Raw genomic sequence first — 13,402 nt, 5'->3', positions numbered from 1 at the left:
CAGAAACAACGGGTTGCGTGCTCGCATGCGCCGTCCATGTAAGCATCTCGAAAGCCCGCGGGCGAGCGGCGGCTATAATCGCGGGACCGTTTTTCTGGTGTTCGTATGCAAGATCAGCTTCCTTCGTCCGTACCGCCTTCCACGCCGCCCGAGCCGCCCCGGCGGCGCAAGCGCCCGTGGTGGGCCACGCTGCTGATCGCCTTTTTCGGCCTCATCTTCGCCGGCGTGGTGTGCGCGGCGCTGGTGCTCGGCTACGCGCTCGTCGTGGCGACGCCCAACCTGCCGTCGCTCGAGGCGCTCACCGACTATCGCCCGAAGGTGCCGCTGCGCATCTACACGCGCGACCACGTGCTGATCGGCGAATTCGGCGAGGAGCGGCGCGACGTCGTCCATTTCAGGGACGTGCCCGACAACCTCAAGAAGGCCATTCTGGCCATCGAAGACGCGCGCTTCTACGATCACGGCGGCGTCGATCTCGCCGGCATCGCGCGCGCGGGCTTCGTCGCGCTCACCAATGGCCACGCCACCCAGGGCGCCAGCACGATCACCATGCAGGTGGCGCGCAACTTTTTCCTTTCGAGCGAAAAGACCTACACGCGCAAGATTTACGAGATGCTGCTCGCCTACAAGATCGAGTCGAAGCTCTCGAAGGATCAGATTCTCGAGGTGTACATGAATCAGATCTACCTGGGCCAGCGCGCGTATGGCTTCGCGAGCGCCGCGCGCGTGTACTTCGGCAAGGATCTGAAAGACCTCACGCTCGCCGAGTGCGCGATGCTGGCCGGGTTGCCCAAGGCGCCGTCGGCATACAACCCGGTCGTCAATCCGAAGCGGGCGAAGGTGCGCCAGGAGTACATTCTCCAGCGCATGCTCGAGCTGCACTACATCACGCAGCAGCAGTACGACGAGGCTGCGGCGCAGCCGCTCGTCGTCAAGGGCGCGGGCAAGGAATTCAGCGTCCACGCCGAGTACGTCGCGGAAATGGTGCGCCAGATGATGTATGCGCAGTACCACGAGGAGGCGTACACGCGCGGACTGAACGTCGTCACCACCATCGACTCCGCCGATCAGGACGTCGCCTATCGCGCGCTGCGCAAGGGGCTGATGGACTACGAGCGGCGCCACGGCTACCGCGGGCCCGAGGCGTTCATCGACCTGCCCACGGACAGCGACGAGCGCGAGCAGGCCATCGACGACGCGCTCGTCGAGCACCCCGACAACGGCGAACTCGTGGCGGCAGTGGTGACGGCGGCGAGCCCGAAGGAAGTGAAAGCCACCCTCATGGACGGCAACACCACGAGCATCACCGGCGACGGGCTGCGCTTCGCGCAGTTCGCGCTCTCCGCGCGCGCGCAGCCGTCGCAGAAGATCCGGCCGGGCGCGATCATCCGCGTCGCGCGCAACAACGCGGGCGACTGGTCGATCACGCAGTTGCCGCAAATCGAAGGCGCGTTCATCTCGATCGTGCCGCAGGACGGCGCGATCCGCGCGCTCGTGGGCGGCTTCGACTTCAACAAGAACAAGTTCAACCACGTCACCCAGGCGTGGCGCCAGCCGGGTTCGAGCTTCAAGCCGTTCATCTACTCGGCGTCGCTCGACAAGGGGCTCGGGCCGGCGACCGTCATCAACGACGCGCCGCTCTTCTTCAGCGCCGCCGAAACGGGCGGCCAGCCGTGGGAGCCGAAGAACTACGGCGGCGGCTTCGACGGCCCCATGAGCATGCGTACGGCGCTCATGAAGTCGAAGAACCTCGTGTCGATCCGTATCCTCAACCACATCGGCACGAAGTACGCGCAGCAGTACATCACGCACTTCGGCTTCGACGCCGACCGGCATCCCGCCTACCTGCCGATGGCGCTCGGCGCGGGTCTCGTCACGCCGTTGCAGATGGCCGCCGGCTACTCGGTGTTCGCCAACGGCGGGTATCGCGTGAATCCGTATCTGATCGCCGAGGTCACCGACCAGCGCGGCATGGTGGTCGCCCAGGCGCAGCCGCTCGTGGCCGAGCAGAACGCGCCGCGCGCCATCGACCCGCGTAACGCGTACATCATGAACAGCCTCTTGCAGAGCGTCGCGCAGCGCGGCACGGGCGCGAAGTCGAACGTCCTTAAGCGCACCGACCTGGGCGGCAAGACCGGCACGACCAACGACTCGCGCGACGCGTGGTTCGCGGGCTTTCAGCACACGCTGGCCGCGATTGCGTGGATCGGCTACGACAACCCGCGCAGCCTCGGCGACAAGGAAACGGGCGGCGGTCTCGCCCTGCCGGTCTGGATCGACTACATGCAGAAGGCGCTCAACGGCGTGCCCGAGTACAGGATGGCGATGCCGGACGGCATCGTCACGCTCGGCGACGAGCTCTACTACGCCGACGCCACGCCGGGCCACGGCTTCGTCTCGACCGTGGGCATCAGTCAGGCGGCGCTCGAGGCGTCGGCGAGCGGCGCATCGGGCGCGGCTGGCGCCGACAATGCGGGCGCCGCACCCGCGCCGGAGCACGTGAATGCGAAGGAGAAGGAAGACATCATGAATCTGTTCCGCGGGCACTGAGGCTCGCCGCAACGGTGGCAATGAAAAACGGGCGCCAGTTTTTCAACTGGCGCCCGTTTCTTTTACGAACTCACGCTTGCGCTCTTACGGCTCGAACCGCACCGGCTCGCCCGCCTGCTCCGTTGCATAGGCCGTGAGCGCCGAGAAGAATTCGGTGCCCGTGCGCGTGTCGCGCCATTCGCCGTCGATGAAGCGATAGTGGAAACCGCCAGCCTTCGCCGCGATCCAGATTTCGCGCATCGGCGGCTGCAAGTTCACGATGATCTTCGTGCGATTCTCGAATTCGAGCGTCAGAACGTTGCCGCTGCGCTCCAGTTCGATGTCGGCTTCGGCCTCGTCCACGGCCCGCTCCACGGCCGCCAGCACGGCCTCCGCGCGGCTCAGGTAGTCATTGTCTGGCATGCTAAACTCCACCGGTTATTCATTCAGGGACAATTATGCGTGTCATTTCCCGGACGCGCGCAGCGGCCCCCAGCGCATGGACGCCCCGCGCGATTCTAGCGGCTTTTGCGATCGGCGCCGTCGCGCTCGCAGGCTGCGGCCAGCGCGGCGCGCTCTATATGCCCACCGTGCCGCCGCTTCCGCCCAAGCCCAATTTCGAAACCACGCAGCCGGAAACCGGCGCGACGCCTGCAAACGCGCCCGCGAGTGCTCCCGAGTCGGCTTCGGCACCCGTCGGCACGATTCCGGACACCTCCGGCACGCCGCTCTCGTTGTCCCCGGACACCGAACTCGGCACCACACCCGCGACCACCGGCAGCCCGCAAGCGGCTTCCGACGCCACGCCAACCCAGTAAAACGCTCGCATGACCCAGTCCGCTTTTCACCGCGATAACGGCACGCTCTTCGTAGAAGGCGTCTCGGCCGCAGATCTCGCCGCACAGTACGGCACGCCGCTCTATGTGTATTCGCGCGCGGCGCTCACCGCCGCATGGCACGCCTACGCCGACGCCTGCGCCGGCCGCCACGCCAAGGTGCACGTCGCGGTCAAGGCGAACAGCAACCTCGCCGTGCTCAACGTGTTCGCGCGCGAAGGCGCGGGCTTCGACATCGTTTCGGCAGGCGAGCTCGCCCGCGTGCTCGCGGCAGGCGGTAAAGCGCAGGACGTGGTGTTCTCGGGCGTCGGCAAGACCGCCGGCGAAATGCGCGAGGCGCTCGAAGCGGGCGTGAAGTGCTTCAACGTCGAATCGATCCCCGAACTCGACCGCCTCAACGACGTGGCGGGCAAGCTCGGCAAGAAGGCGCCCGTTTCGCTGCGCGTGAACCCGGACGTCGATCCGAAAACGCATCCGTACATTTCCACCGGCCTGAAGGCGAACAAGTTCGGCGTGGCATTCGAGGAAGCGCGCGCGACCTATCGCGCCGCCGCGGCCATGGCGCACCTGGACGTGGTCGGCATCGACTGCCACATCGGCTCGCAGATCACCGAAATCGCGCCGTATCTCGACGCCATCGACAAGCTGCTCGAACTCGTCGACCAGATCGAAGCGGACGGCGTGAGCATCCGCCACATCGACGTGGGCGGCGGCCTCGGCATCACCTACGACGACGAAACGCCGCCCGACATCGGCGAGTTCGTGCGCACGGTGCTCGACCGCATCGAGGCGTATGGCGCGAAAACGGGCAAGACGCGCGAGGTGTATTTCGAGCCGGGCCGCTCCCTCGTGGGCAATGCGGGCATCCTGCTCACCACGGTCGAGTTCCTGAAGCCGGGCTCGGAAAAGAACTTCGCGATCGTCGACGCCGCGATGAACGACCTCGCCCGTCCCGCCATGTACGACGCGTATCACGCGATGGAGCCGGTGGTTGCGCGCCAGTCCGCGCCGCAGACCTACGACGTGGTCGGCCCGGTGTGCGAAAGCGGCGACTGGCTGGGCCGCGCCCGCTCGCTCGCGATCGAACCCGGCGACGTGCTCGCGATCCGCTCCGCGGGCGCATACGGCTTCGTGATGAGCTCGAACTACAACACGCGTGCGCGCGCGGCCGAAGTGATGGTCGACGGCAAGCGCGTGCATCTCGCGCGCGAGCGCGAAAACGTGGCGCAGTTATTCGCGAGCGAGCGCGTGCTGCCGGACTGAGTCTTTCGTCCGCTCGCCCATGTAAAAAAGCGACGCTACGGCGTCGCTTTTTATTTGCCTGCCTGCGCGCGGTGCACCTACGCGGCGCCCGCACCCGCGCGCGAAGCACGCCAGCGCGCAAGCAGCCACACGGCCACGCGCCAACCGAGCAGCGCAAGCATGATCGCGCCGTAGAGCTTGGGCAGCACGAGGTCGTGCTTGCCCGCCTTCATCCACCAGAAGTGCAGGATCGCCAGCACGCCGATCGCGTAGATGAGCCGGTGCAGCGTCTGCCAGCGGCGTCCGAGCCGGCGCGCCATCGCGCGCGTGGACGTCACGGCGAGCGGAATCAGCAGCACGAACGCCGCGAAACCCACCGTGATGAACGGCCGCTTGCCGACGTCCTTGAACATCGCGGCAACGTCGAACCACTTGTCGAACCAGATGTAGGTCGTGAAGTGCAGCGTCGCGTAGAAAAACGCGAAGAGGCCCAGCATGCGCCGAAAGCGGAGCAGCGTATTCCAGCCCGTGAGTCGTCGCAGCGGCGTGACCGCAAGCGTGATGCAGAGGAACACCAGCGTCCAGAGCCCCGTGGACCGCGTGATGAACTCGATCGGATTCGCACCGAGCCCGTCCGTGAAGCCAAACAGCACGAGGCGCGCGAGCGGATACAACGCCGCGACGAACACCGCCGCCTTCGCCCACGGCAGCCAGCGCGGCCCCGTCACGCTCGCCGCACCCGCCTTTCGCGCAGGACGGGCCTCGCCCGCCCCCACGCGCGCGGCGGCCTGCGGTGTCGTCGTCGATTCCATCTCTCGCTCCATCAAGCTCGTTGCTCAGAAGTTCTTGCGCAGATCCATGCCCTGGTACATCGACGCCACGAGATCGCCGTAGCCGTTGTACATGAGCGTCTTGCGCTTGGGCTGGAAGAAGCCGTCCTCGCCGATGCGCCGCTCCGTGGCCTGGCTCCAGCGCGGGTGATCGACGTTCGGATTCACGTTCGAATAAAAGCCGTACTCGTTCGGTGCGTACTTGTTCCAGCTCGTGGGCGGCTGGTTCGCGACGAAGCGGATCTTCACAAGCGACTTCGCGCTCTTGAAGCCGTACTTCCACGGCACGATCACGCGCACCGGCGCACCGTTCTGGTTCGGCAGCACCTGGCCGTAGAGGCCCACCGTGAGCAGCGTGAGCGGGTTCATCGCTTCGTCCATGCGCAGGCCTTCGGAATACGGCCAGTCGAGAATCGGCTCGGCGAGACCCGGCATCTGCGAGGGGTCGGCGAGTGTGATGAACTGCACGTAGCGCGCGTTGCCCGTGGGCTGCGCACGGCGGATCAGTTCGGAAAGCGAAACACCGATCCACGGCACGACGATCGACCAGCCCTCCACACAACGATGCCGGTACACGCGCTCTTCGAGCGGCGCGAGCTTGAGGATCTCGTCGATGTCATAGACCTTCGGGTTCTTCACCTCGCCCTCGACGCTCAGCTTCCACGGACGCGGCCGCAGCGTGTGCGCGTTTTGAGCCGGATCGCCCTTGTCGGTGCCGAATTCGTAGAAGTTGTTATAGGTCGTGATGTCCTTGTAGGGCGTGACCTTGTCGAGCGCGACGAACTTCGTGTTCGTCGGCGCGGCGAGCTTCTGCGCCTTCGGGTCGCCGGGGGCGTATTCCGCAAGCGCCTCTCGCGCGGCGAACGGCCCCGCGATGCCGCCGAGCGCGAGCGCGCCCGCAGCCCGCAGAATGCGCCGACGCTGTTCGTACACCTTTTGCGGCGTGATTTCGCTCGCGGGGATGTCGTCACCGTTGAGCAAGATCCTGCTGCTCCGCTTGATCCACATATCGCTGCTCCTGCTTCTTGCGTGGCGTGCGCCGCCAGCACATTGATCGTATCTCGACCCGTCCTGCCGTGCTGGGCACGGCGTGGATCGACTGGATGACCTCAAGCGGGCAAACGCGCAATTCGCAGAAAACTTCCCGGCGGACGAAAAAAAACCGTCGGAGCGCGAGGCATCCGACGGTTAATTCGTCTTGCGGGTGGATTCGGTTACAGCTTGCCGTAGCTGTGCAGGCCAGAAAGGAACATGTTCACGCCAAGGAACGCGAAGGTCGTGACGAGCAGACCCGTGAGCGCCCACCAGGCCGCCACGCCGCCTCGCAGGCCCTTCATGAGGCGCATATGCAGCCAGGCCGCGTAGTTGAGCCACACGATCAGCGCCCAGGTTTCCTTCGGGTCCCAGCTCCAGTAGCCGCCCCAGGCCTGCGCCGCCCACAGCGCGCCGAGAATGGTCGCGATGGTGAAGAAGGCGAAACCCACGGCGATCGACTTGTACATGACGTCGTCGAGCACCTCGAGCGCGGGCAGACGATCCGCCAGCACGCCCCGCTCCTTCATGATGTACGCCACGCCCACCATGGCCGAAAGCGCGAAGCTGCCGTAGCCGATGAAGTTCGCCGGCACGTGGATCTTCATCCACCAGCTCTGCAGCGCGGGCACGAGCGGCTGGATCTGCTGCGCGTCGCGCGAGATCGAGTACCACATGAGGAAACCCACGGCCGCGCTGATCACCAGCAGCACGAACGCGCCGAGCGCACGCGTGTTGTAGTGCTTTTCGTAATACAGATAGAAGAGCGCGGTGATGAGGCTGAACAGCACGAACACTTCGTAGAGGTTCGAGATGGGAATGTGCCCGACGTCCGCGCCGATCAGGTAGGACTCGTACCAGCGCACCATCAGGCCGACGAAGCCCATGAGCACCGCCGCCCACGTGAGCTTCGAGCCGATCGAGCCGCCCGAGGGCGAGCGCGAGAGCAGGCCGATCCAGTAGAACAGCGTGGCGAGCACGAACAGCGCGCTCATCCACAGAATGGCCGACTGGCTCGAGAGGAAATACTTGAGGAAGAAGGTCTGATCCGCGCGCGCGAGATCGCCCTGGTAGATCTGGAGCGCGAAAAGCGCGAGCACCGCGATGCCGGCCATGAGCAGCCGCGCCGGCTTCCAGCGCCAGCCCAGTACGACGAGCGCCGGCGTCGTGCCGCAGAGCACCAGCTTGTCGTAGTAGTTCATGTGCGCGTGGTAGCGCGAGAGCGCGAAGCCCGCGCCCGCCACGAGCGCCAGTGCGAACAGCCAGTCGACCACCGTCAGGCGGCGCAGCAAGGGGCGTTCGTCGAACAGGGCGTCGGCGAGGGGATCGCGGGCACTCGCGGCGCCGTGCGCCACAGCGGCATTGGCCACCAGCGCACGTTCGGCGCGCCGGGCCTTCGCGGAGGGGGAAACCTGAGACAAGTCCATGGGCTTACCGGTGTTGATCGTGAGTGGCTGCAATCACGTGCGTGAATCAGGGCGCACGGTCCGTGCCGCTGCCGTTCGTGTCGCCCGCATCGTTCGTGGCGCCCGTTTGCGGCGCCGCGCCAAGCACACGGCCGACCGCGTCGCGGGTACGGGCGAACTCCTTCTCGAAGTCGAGGGTACGGCGGGCGGTCGACATCGCCATGATGACGTCGACGCCGTGGTCCTGACCGTCCTGACCCTTCCGGTCCTTCAGCCAGAACCACAGACGCCGCTCACGCACGTAGAACATCGAGAAGATGCCGAGCACGAGCAACAGGCTGCCAAGATACACGACTTTCTTGCCCGGCGCGCGCGTCAACTGAAATACCGAAGCTTGCACCTGCTTGAATGAATCGAGCTGTAGATAGACAGGAGATCCATACAGGAAGCTGTCGGATATCGCGTTGATCGAATCCTGTACGAAGCGCGCGGCGTCGGCATCGGGCTTCAGGTCGGGCTCGCCGGCCTGCTCGCGCGCGAGCTGCCAGAGGTCCCATGTCGCACCCTCGAGCATGCGCAGCAGGAGGCTCGCCGCCTTTTCCTGCTGCTCCTTCGGCACCGACTTGTCGATGAACGCGGCCACGGCCTGGAAGCCGCCTGCGGCACCTGCAGCCCCCGCAGCACCTGCCTGCGGTGCGTCCGAGCCCGCAAAAAGGGTCAAGACGCGATCGGCGCTGTCCTCGAGATGCTGTTGCAACTCGCGGTTCGAAGCGGGGACTGAGCGCGCGGCGAAACGCTTCGCGGCCTGCGCGCGCAATGCGGGGTCCTCGAAGGCCGCGCGCAGCATCATCCACTCCTTCGGCGTGCCGCCGCTGTCGGCGGGAATACGCAGGTAGCGGAACGGATCGTCGGGATTCTCGCGCATGCCCGCGAGGAACATGCGATCGCCGCCGCCCACGTCCACGGGCAGCATGTAGTTGTTGTACTCGCGCGCCTGGCCGTCCTTGTCGCGCACCTTGTACTGCACCGAGGGGCCGACGTTATGCAGGTCGAGCGGCTTCGAACTCTTCGCACCGGAGCCGAGGCGCTCGTCGAACGCTTCTTTGAGCGACTGGTGCGCCACGCCGCGCGCGTCGTTCGCGCCGCTGCCATTCGAGATGTTCTCGACGTTGATCGCGCGGAAGTCCGCGAATTCGATCGTCTGCCCATCCACGCCCGGCAGCGCCTGGCCAGCAGGCACCGCGAGCGGCGCCGAATTGCCGATCGTGCCGCCGAACGGGAAGGTCTTCGCACTTGCACCCGACATGGGCCACGCCGTCATCGACATCTGCGAGCCGCCGTCCTGGAAGCTCGACTGATAGATCGACACGCCGTCGTATTCGAACGGCTCGTTCACCTCGATGCGCGCCGGAACGCGCTGGCCCGTCTTGTGGTCGATCACGACGATGTCGCTCGCAAAGAGCTTGGGCATGCCGGTCGAGTAGTAATCGACGATGAACTTGTTGAGCTGGATGGAGAACGGCAGGTCCTGGATCAGCGAACCGTCGGGCTGGTTGAGGATGGCCGTGGAAACGAACTGGCCCTCCGGCACCCAGGCGTAGCCGCGGAAGGTCGGGTTCGACTGCGAGAGCCGGTGCTCGGGGGCAATGTCGTTGATGACCGCGTTGCTGCGGATGGGCGTCTTGTCGAACAGCCACATCTGGAATTTGATCGGCAGATTGCTGTCGAGCAGGCCGCCGAGGCAGATGATCACGATCGCGAGGTGCGCGAAGATGTAGCCGATCTTCGTGAGCGCACCGCGCTTGGCCGCGATGAGCGTGGCGCCATCGCTCTCGCGCGTGACGAACCGGTAGCCCATGCGCCCCGCCAGCTTGCCGAGCATGGCAGCCGTTTGCTCACGCGTGCCGCCCTCCACCGCGAACTCGCCCTTGTGATGGAACGCGCGCAGGCTGCCTTCGCGGACCTTGTCTTTCCAGCTCTTCATGTCGGCGAGCATCTTCGGCGCGTTGCGGATCACGCACAGCGAGACCGACACCACGAGAAAGCCGAGGATCGTCATGAACCACCACGCGCTGTAGACCGTGTAGAGGCTCAGCGAGCGGAAGATATCGGCCCAGAAAGGGCCGAACTGGTTGACGTAGTTCGGGTACGGGTCGTCCTGCGTGAGCACCGTGCCGATGATGCTCGCAATGGCGAGCACGACGAGCAGCGCAATCGCGAAGCGCATCGAACTGATCAGCTCGACGGCGACTTTCACCGCCTTCTGGCGAACATTCAACTGCAAACCCTGCGTGGTGACGCTCATTCAAACTCCGCTTTATCGCTCTTGCTGGCTTCTCGCCGATCAGGCGCTACAGCAAAAAAGGGTGCAGGCGCGCCGTCGGCGTGACGACGCCCTCACCCTTTTCTTGTTTTTCGGCCGGCCGCGCCGTGAAACTGCTGATCAAACGTGCGGCAAACCGATTACGCTCAATGCAGGCCGGCGGCGTAATCGGCGACGGCCTTGATCTCGTCGTCCGAGAGCCGGTGCGCGATGGTTCGCATCGGATCGTTATTGTTACGCGTGCCCTGCTGGAAAGCATTGAGCTGTGCAACGATATATTCCGACCACTGGCCCGAGAGGCGCGGATACTGGATCGGAATACCCTGGCCCGTGGGTCCGTGACACGCCGCACAGGCCGGCACGCCCTTGTCGGCGATGCCGCCACGCCAGATCGACTGGCCGAACGGCACGGTCTTCGCGTCGCGCGCGTAGCCGGGTTTGGGTGTCTGGGAGGCGAACCAGGCTGCGACGTTGATCATATCCTGGTCTGACAGCGCGGCAGCGAAGCCGGCCATGATCGGGTTTGCGCGCGCCGCCGGCTTGCCGCCGGGCTGCGGTTTGAAGTCCTTGAGTTGCTTGACGAGATAGTCGGCGTGCTGGCCGGCGAGCTTGGGATACGCGCCGCCGGTGCTGTTACCGTCGGCCGCGTGACAGGCCGCGCACACCTGCGCAGCAATGACTTGGCCCCGGGCGACGTCGGGCTTGGCCGGCGTTCCCTGATCCGCCGCGCTTGCCTGCCCCGCCATCATGAATAGACCTGCTGTAAGACCTGACGCTATCGCACTCTCGAACACCTTCAAGCACTTGCCCAGTCGATTCATTCGCGCACCTTGTTTCGTCTTGTGGGAATCAGGTTCTGCAATGGACGACAGCGACCGATCTACCTCGAAGGCCCGCGCTGGCCTCACTGGTATTCAGTAAACCATCGCATTGTACAATAGCGCGCAAGGCGCCACGGCGCCAGTCGGGCCTGCCCCCGATATCCCAGAATCCATCCCGGGCGCGTCCGGGTCCGGCGGGCCACCCGCCGCGTTGTCTCACATTGTGGTCCTTTTCCGATGGCCTTCCTGCTGCACCAAGCCCGCTTCTTCACGACGGTGAACCATCTGCGCGACCTGCCCGCTACGGCGCGGCCCGAGGTGGCGTTCGCCGGCCGTTCGAACGCCGGCAAGTCCACCGCCATCAATCTGCTGTGCAACCAGAAGCGGCTCGCCTTCGCCTCGAAGACGCCGGGCCGCACCCAGCATATCAACTACTTCTCAGTCGGCCCCGCGGACGAACCAGCGGGCTATCTCGTCGACCTGCCCGGCTACGGCTATGCCGAAGTCCCGTTAGCCGCGAAGGCACACTGGGAGCAGCTGCTTTCGCTCTATCTGCAAACGCGCGCGCAGCTCTCGGGGCTCATCCTGATGATGGATGCCCGCCGCCCGCTCACCGACCTCGACCGCCGCATGATCGAATGGTTTGCGCCGACGGGCAAACCGATCCACGCACTCCTCACGAAGTGCGACAAATTGACGCGTCAGGAAAGCGTGCTCGCGCTGCGCACGACGAACAAGGCGTTGGACGAATACAGCAAGCAAGGCTACGAAGGGAAGCTGAGCGCCCAGCTCTTTTCGGCACTCAAGCGCGTGGGGCTCGACGAGGCGCACGCCGTGATCGAGAGCTGGATCGTGCCGCAGGAATCTGTCGGCGAAACCGACGCGCAAGCGGAATAACACCCCTCGGGCCAGTCGCTTCAGGCAGGCCCTCAGTCGTCTAAAAGCCCACACTGCCGGGCTTTTCACGCGCTTTCGTCAGATCTTTTCACAAGGCCGGCGCGGCATTCGCCTCGCTATGTGCGCTACCGCACACAGACCACGCTAATGTCAGGCGCAAGCGCCCTCTCCGGTTTGCGCCGTGGGGCCTTGCTACGGCGCTTTCGGCGCACATAAAAAAACCCGCCGTGATTTCCGGCGGGTTAAACAGCCTTATCGAAAAACGACAGGCACCCGCTCAGGGAGGAGAAGCGGGGAGCTCGGCGCCAGGCGCCTCGCTCGATCGGTATGATATACCATTGTCCCGAAAAGTTTCCTGTGCTCCGGGACCCATCCCGTTTCAAGATATCCGCCGACATGAGCTTCTATCCGCATCATCGTCCGCGCCGCATGCGACGTGACGATTTCTCGCGCCGTCTGATGCGCGAAAACCTCCTCACCACGAACGACCTGATCTACCCCGTATTCGTCATTGCGGGCAACAACGTGCGCGAAGCCGTGCCGTCGATGCCCGGCGTCGAACGCGTGTCGATCGATCTGCTGATGGGCGTCGCCGAGCAGTGCGTCGAACTCGGCATTCCGGTGCTTTCGCTCTTCCCCGTCGTCGATCCGGCGCTCAAGACGCCCGATGGCATCGAGGCGACGAACCCCGACGGCGTGATTCCGCGCGCCGTGCGCGAACTGAAGAAGCGTTTCCCCGACCTCGGCGTGCTTTGCGACGTCGCGCTCGACCCGTACACGAGCCACGGCCAGGACGGCGTGCTCGACGAGAACGGTTACGTCATCAACGACGAGACCATCGAGATCCTCGTCGCGCAGGCGCGCGCGCAGGCGGAAGCCGGCGTCGATATCGTCGCGCCGTCGGACATGATGGACGGGCGCATCGGTGCGATTCGCGAGATGCTCGAAAGCGAGAACCACATCCACACGCGCATCATGGCGTACTCGGCCAAATACGCTTCGGCGTTCTATGGTCCGTTCCGCGATGCCGTGGGCTCGGCGTCGAATCTGGGCAAGGGCAACAAGATGACCTACCAGATGGACCCGTCGAACTCCGACGAGGCGCTGCGCGAAGTGCGCCTCGACATCGAGGAAGGCGCCGACATGGTGATGGTGAAGCCCGGCATGCCGTACCTCGACATCGTGCGCCGTGTGAAGGACGAATTCCGCTTTCCGACCTACGTGTACCAGGTGAGCGGCGAGTACGCCATGCTCAAGGCCGCTGCGCAGAACGGCTGGCTCGATCACGACAAGGTGATGATGGAATCGCTGCTCGCGTTCAAGCGCGCGGGCGCCGACGGCATTCTCACGTATTTCGCGCTCGACGCCGCGCGTTTGCTGCGCGCACAGAAGTAAGCGCTGCACGCATCGCATGAAAAAAGGCACGTCCGAGGACGTGCCTTTTTGCTTTTGGGCCGATGCGCGCTCTCACGCGCGCGCCATGCCG

Annotated in this window: 11 protein-coding genes; 5 read left to right on the top strand and 6 right to left on the bottom strand. The window is 65.1% G+C overall.

The window, feature by feature from the left end:
* The first annotated feature begins 105 nt into the window (after positions 1-105).
* Entirely contained in the window at positions 106-2,550 is a 2,445-nt protein-coding gene (locus A3CW_RS0128205; RefSeq protein WP_028206541.1) for a penicillin-binding protein 1A, read from the top strand.
* An 84-nt stretch (positions 2,551-2,634) separates the two neighbouring features.
* Here the strand turns inward: A3CW_RS0128205 and cyaY are convergent, their stop codons facing one another.
* Positions 2,635-2,952, bottom strand: coding sequence for an iron donor protein CyaY (cyaY, locus tag A3CW_RS0128200; protein ID WP_028206540.1), 318 nt, complete (start codon positions 2,950-2,952; stop codon positions 2,635-2,637).
* A 35-nt stretch (positions 2,953-2,987) separates the two neighbouring features.
* Here cyaY and lptM point away from each other — a divergent pair, with 35 nt between their 5' ends.
* Positions 2,988-3,347: an LPS translocon maturation chaperone LptM gene (lptM, locus tag A3CW_RS0128195; protein ID WP_028206539.1), complete on the top strand. Its 360-nt coding sequence runs from the start codon at positions 2,988-2,990 to the stop codon at positions 3,345-3,347.
* A gap of 9 nt (positions 3,348-3,356) precedes the next feature.
* Positions 3,357-4,628 (top strand): diaminopimelate decarboxylase, encoded by a 1,272-nt coding sequence (gene lysA / locus A3CW_RS0128190; protein WP_028206538.1) that lies wholly within the window; start codon positions 3,357-3,359, stop codon positions 4,626-4,628.
* A 77-nt stretch (positions 4,629-4,705) separates the two neighbouring features.
* On the opposite strand, the gene msrQ is transcribed toward lysA, so the two are convergent.
* The 5 genes from msrQ to A3CW_RS0128160 all read right to left on the bottom strand — a co-directional run bounded on the left by msrQ (position 4,706) and on the right by A3CW_RS0128160 (position 11,019).
* Positions 4,706-5,431: a protein-methionine-sulfoxide reductase heme-binding subunit MsrQ gene (gene msrQ, locus A3CW_RS0128185; RefSeq protein ID WP_028206537.1), complete on the bottom strand. Its 726-nt coding sequence runs from the start codon at positions 5,429-5,431 to the stop codon at positions 4,706-4,708.
* Positions 5,432-5,443: 12 nt separating this feature from the next.
* Positions 5,444-6,445: a protein-methionine-sulfoxide reductase catalytic subunit MsrP gene (msrP, locus tag A3CW_RS0128180; RefSeq protein WP_028206536.1), complete on the bottom strand. Its 1,002-nt coding sequence runs from the start codon at positions 6,443-6,445 to the stop codon at positions 5,444-5,446.
* A 206-nt stretch (positions 6,446-6,651) separates the two neighbouring features.
* Complete coding sequence (gene ccsB / locus A3CW_RS0128175) at positions 6,652-7,896, bottom strand: c-type cytochrome biogenesis protein CcsB (RefSeq protein ID WP_035514211.1); 1,245 nt, start codon at positions 7,894-7,896, stop codon at positions 6,652-6,654.
* 46 nt (positions 7,897-7,942) lie between these two features.
* Positions 7,943-10,180, bottom strand: a complete 2,238-nt coding sequence (locus tag A3CW_RS0128170) for a cytochrome c biogenesis protein ResB (RefSeq protein WP_028206534.1) — start codon at positions 10,178-10,180, stop codon at positions 7,943-7,945.
* A 164-nt stretch (positions 10,181-10,344) separates the two neighbouring features.
* On the bottom strand, positions 10,345-11,019 hold the full coding sequence (locus tag A3CW_RS0128160; protein ID WP_028206533.1) for a c-type cytochrome: 675 nt from the start codon (positions 11,017-11,019) through the stop codon (positions 10,345-10,347).
* 237 nt (positions 11,020-11,256) lie between these two features.
* On the opposite strand from A3CW_RS0128160, the gene yihA reads away from it, so the two are divergent.
* Both yihA and hemB read left to right on the top strand, forming a co-directional pair.
* Positions 11,257-11,916, top strand: a complete 660-nt coding sequence (yihA, locus tag A3CW_RS0128155) for a ribosome biogenesis GTP-binding protein YihA/YsxC (RefSeq protein WP_028206532.1) — start codon at positions 11,257-11,259, stop codon at positions 11,914-11,916.
* Positions 11,917-12,312: 396 nt separating this feature from the next.
* Positions 12,313-13,311, top strand: coding sequence for a porphobilinogen synthase (gene hemB, locus A3CW_RS0128150; protein WP_028206531.1), 999 nt, complete (start codon positions 12,313-12,315; stop codon positions 13,309-13,311).
* The last annotated feature ends 91 nt before the right edge of the window (positions 13,312-13,402 follow it).

The sequence above is a fragment of the Paraburkholderia nodosa DSM 21604 genome (genome assembly GCF_000519185.1).
GTDB classification, from domain to species: Bacteria; Pseudomonadota; Gammaproteobacteria; order Burkholderiales; family Burkholderiaceae; genus Paraburkholderia; species Paraburkholderia nodosa.
Note: the sequence above shows the minus strand (reverse complement) of the source record. Positions and strands in the feature narration are given on the sequence as shown.

Bases quoted from the DNA above. Each gene is read 5' to 3' on its own strand.
- A3CW_RS0128205 (WP_028206541.1), top strand. From the start codon at position 106: ATGCAAGATCAGCTTCCTTCGTCCGTACCGCCTTCCACGCCGCCCGAG.
- cyaY (WP_028206540.1), bottom strand. From the start codon at position 2,952: ATGCCAGACAATGACTACCTGAGCCGCGCGGAGGCCGTGCTGGCGGCC.
- lptM (WP_028206539.1), top strand. From the start codon at position 2,988: ATGCGTGTCATTTCCCGGACGCGCGCAGCGGCCCCCAGCGCATGGACG.
- lysA (WP_028206538.1), top strand. From the start codon at position 3,357: ATGACCCAGTCCGCTTTTCACCGCGATAACGGCACGCTCTTCGTAGAA.
- msrQ (WP_028206537.1), bottom strand. From the start codon at position 5,431: ATGGAGCGAGAGATGGAATCGACGACGACACCGCAGGCCGCCGCGCGC.
- msrP (WP_028206536.1), bottom strand. From the start codon at position 6,445: ATGTGGATCAAGCGGAGCAGCAGGATCTTGCTCAACGGTGACGACATC.
- ccsB (WP_035514211.1), bottom strand. From the start codon at position 7,896: ATGGACTTGTCTCAGGTTTCCCCCTCCGCGAAGGCCCGGCGCGCCGAA.
- A3CW_RS0128170 (WP_028206534.1), bottom strand. From the start codon at position 10,180: ATGAGCGTCACCACGCAGGGTTTGCAGTTGAATGTTCGCCAGAAGGCG.
- A3CW_RS0128160 (WP_028206533.1), bottom strand. From the start codon at position 11,019: ATGAATCGACTGGGCAAGTGCTTGAAGGTGTTCGAGAGTGCGATAGCG.
- yihA (WP_028206532.1), top strand. From the start codon at position 11,257: ATGGCCTTCCTGCTGCACCAAGCCCGCTTCTTCACGACGGTGAACCAT.
- hemB (WP_028206531.1), top strand. From the start codon at position 12,313: ATGAGCTTCTATCCGCATCATCGTCCGCGCCGCATGCGACGTGACGAT.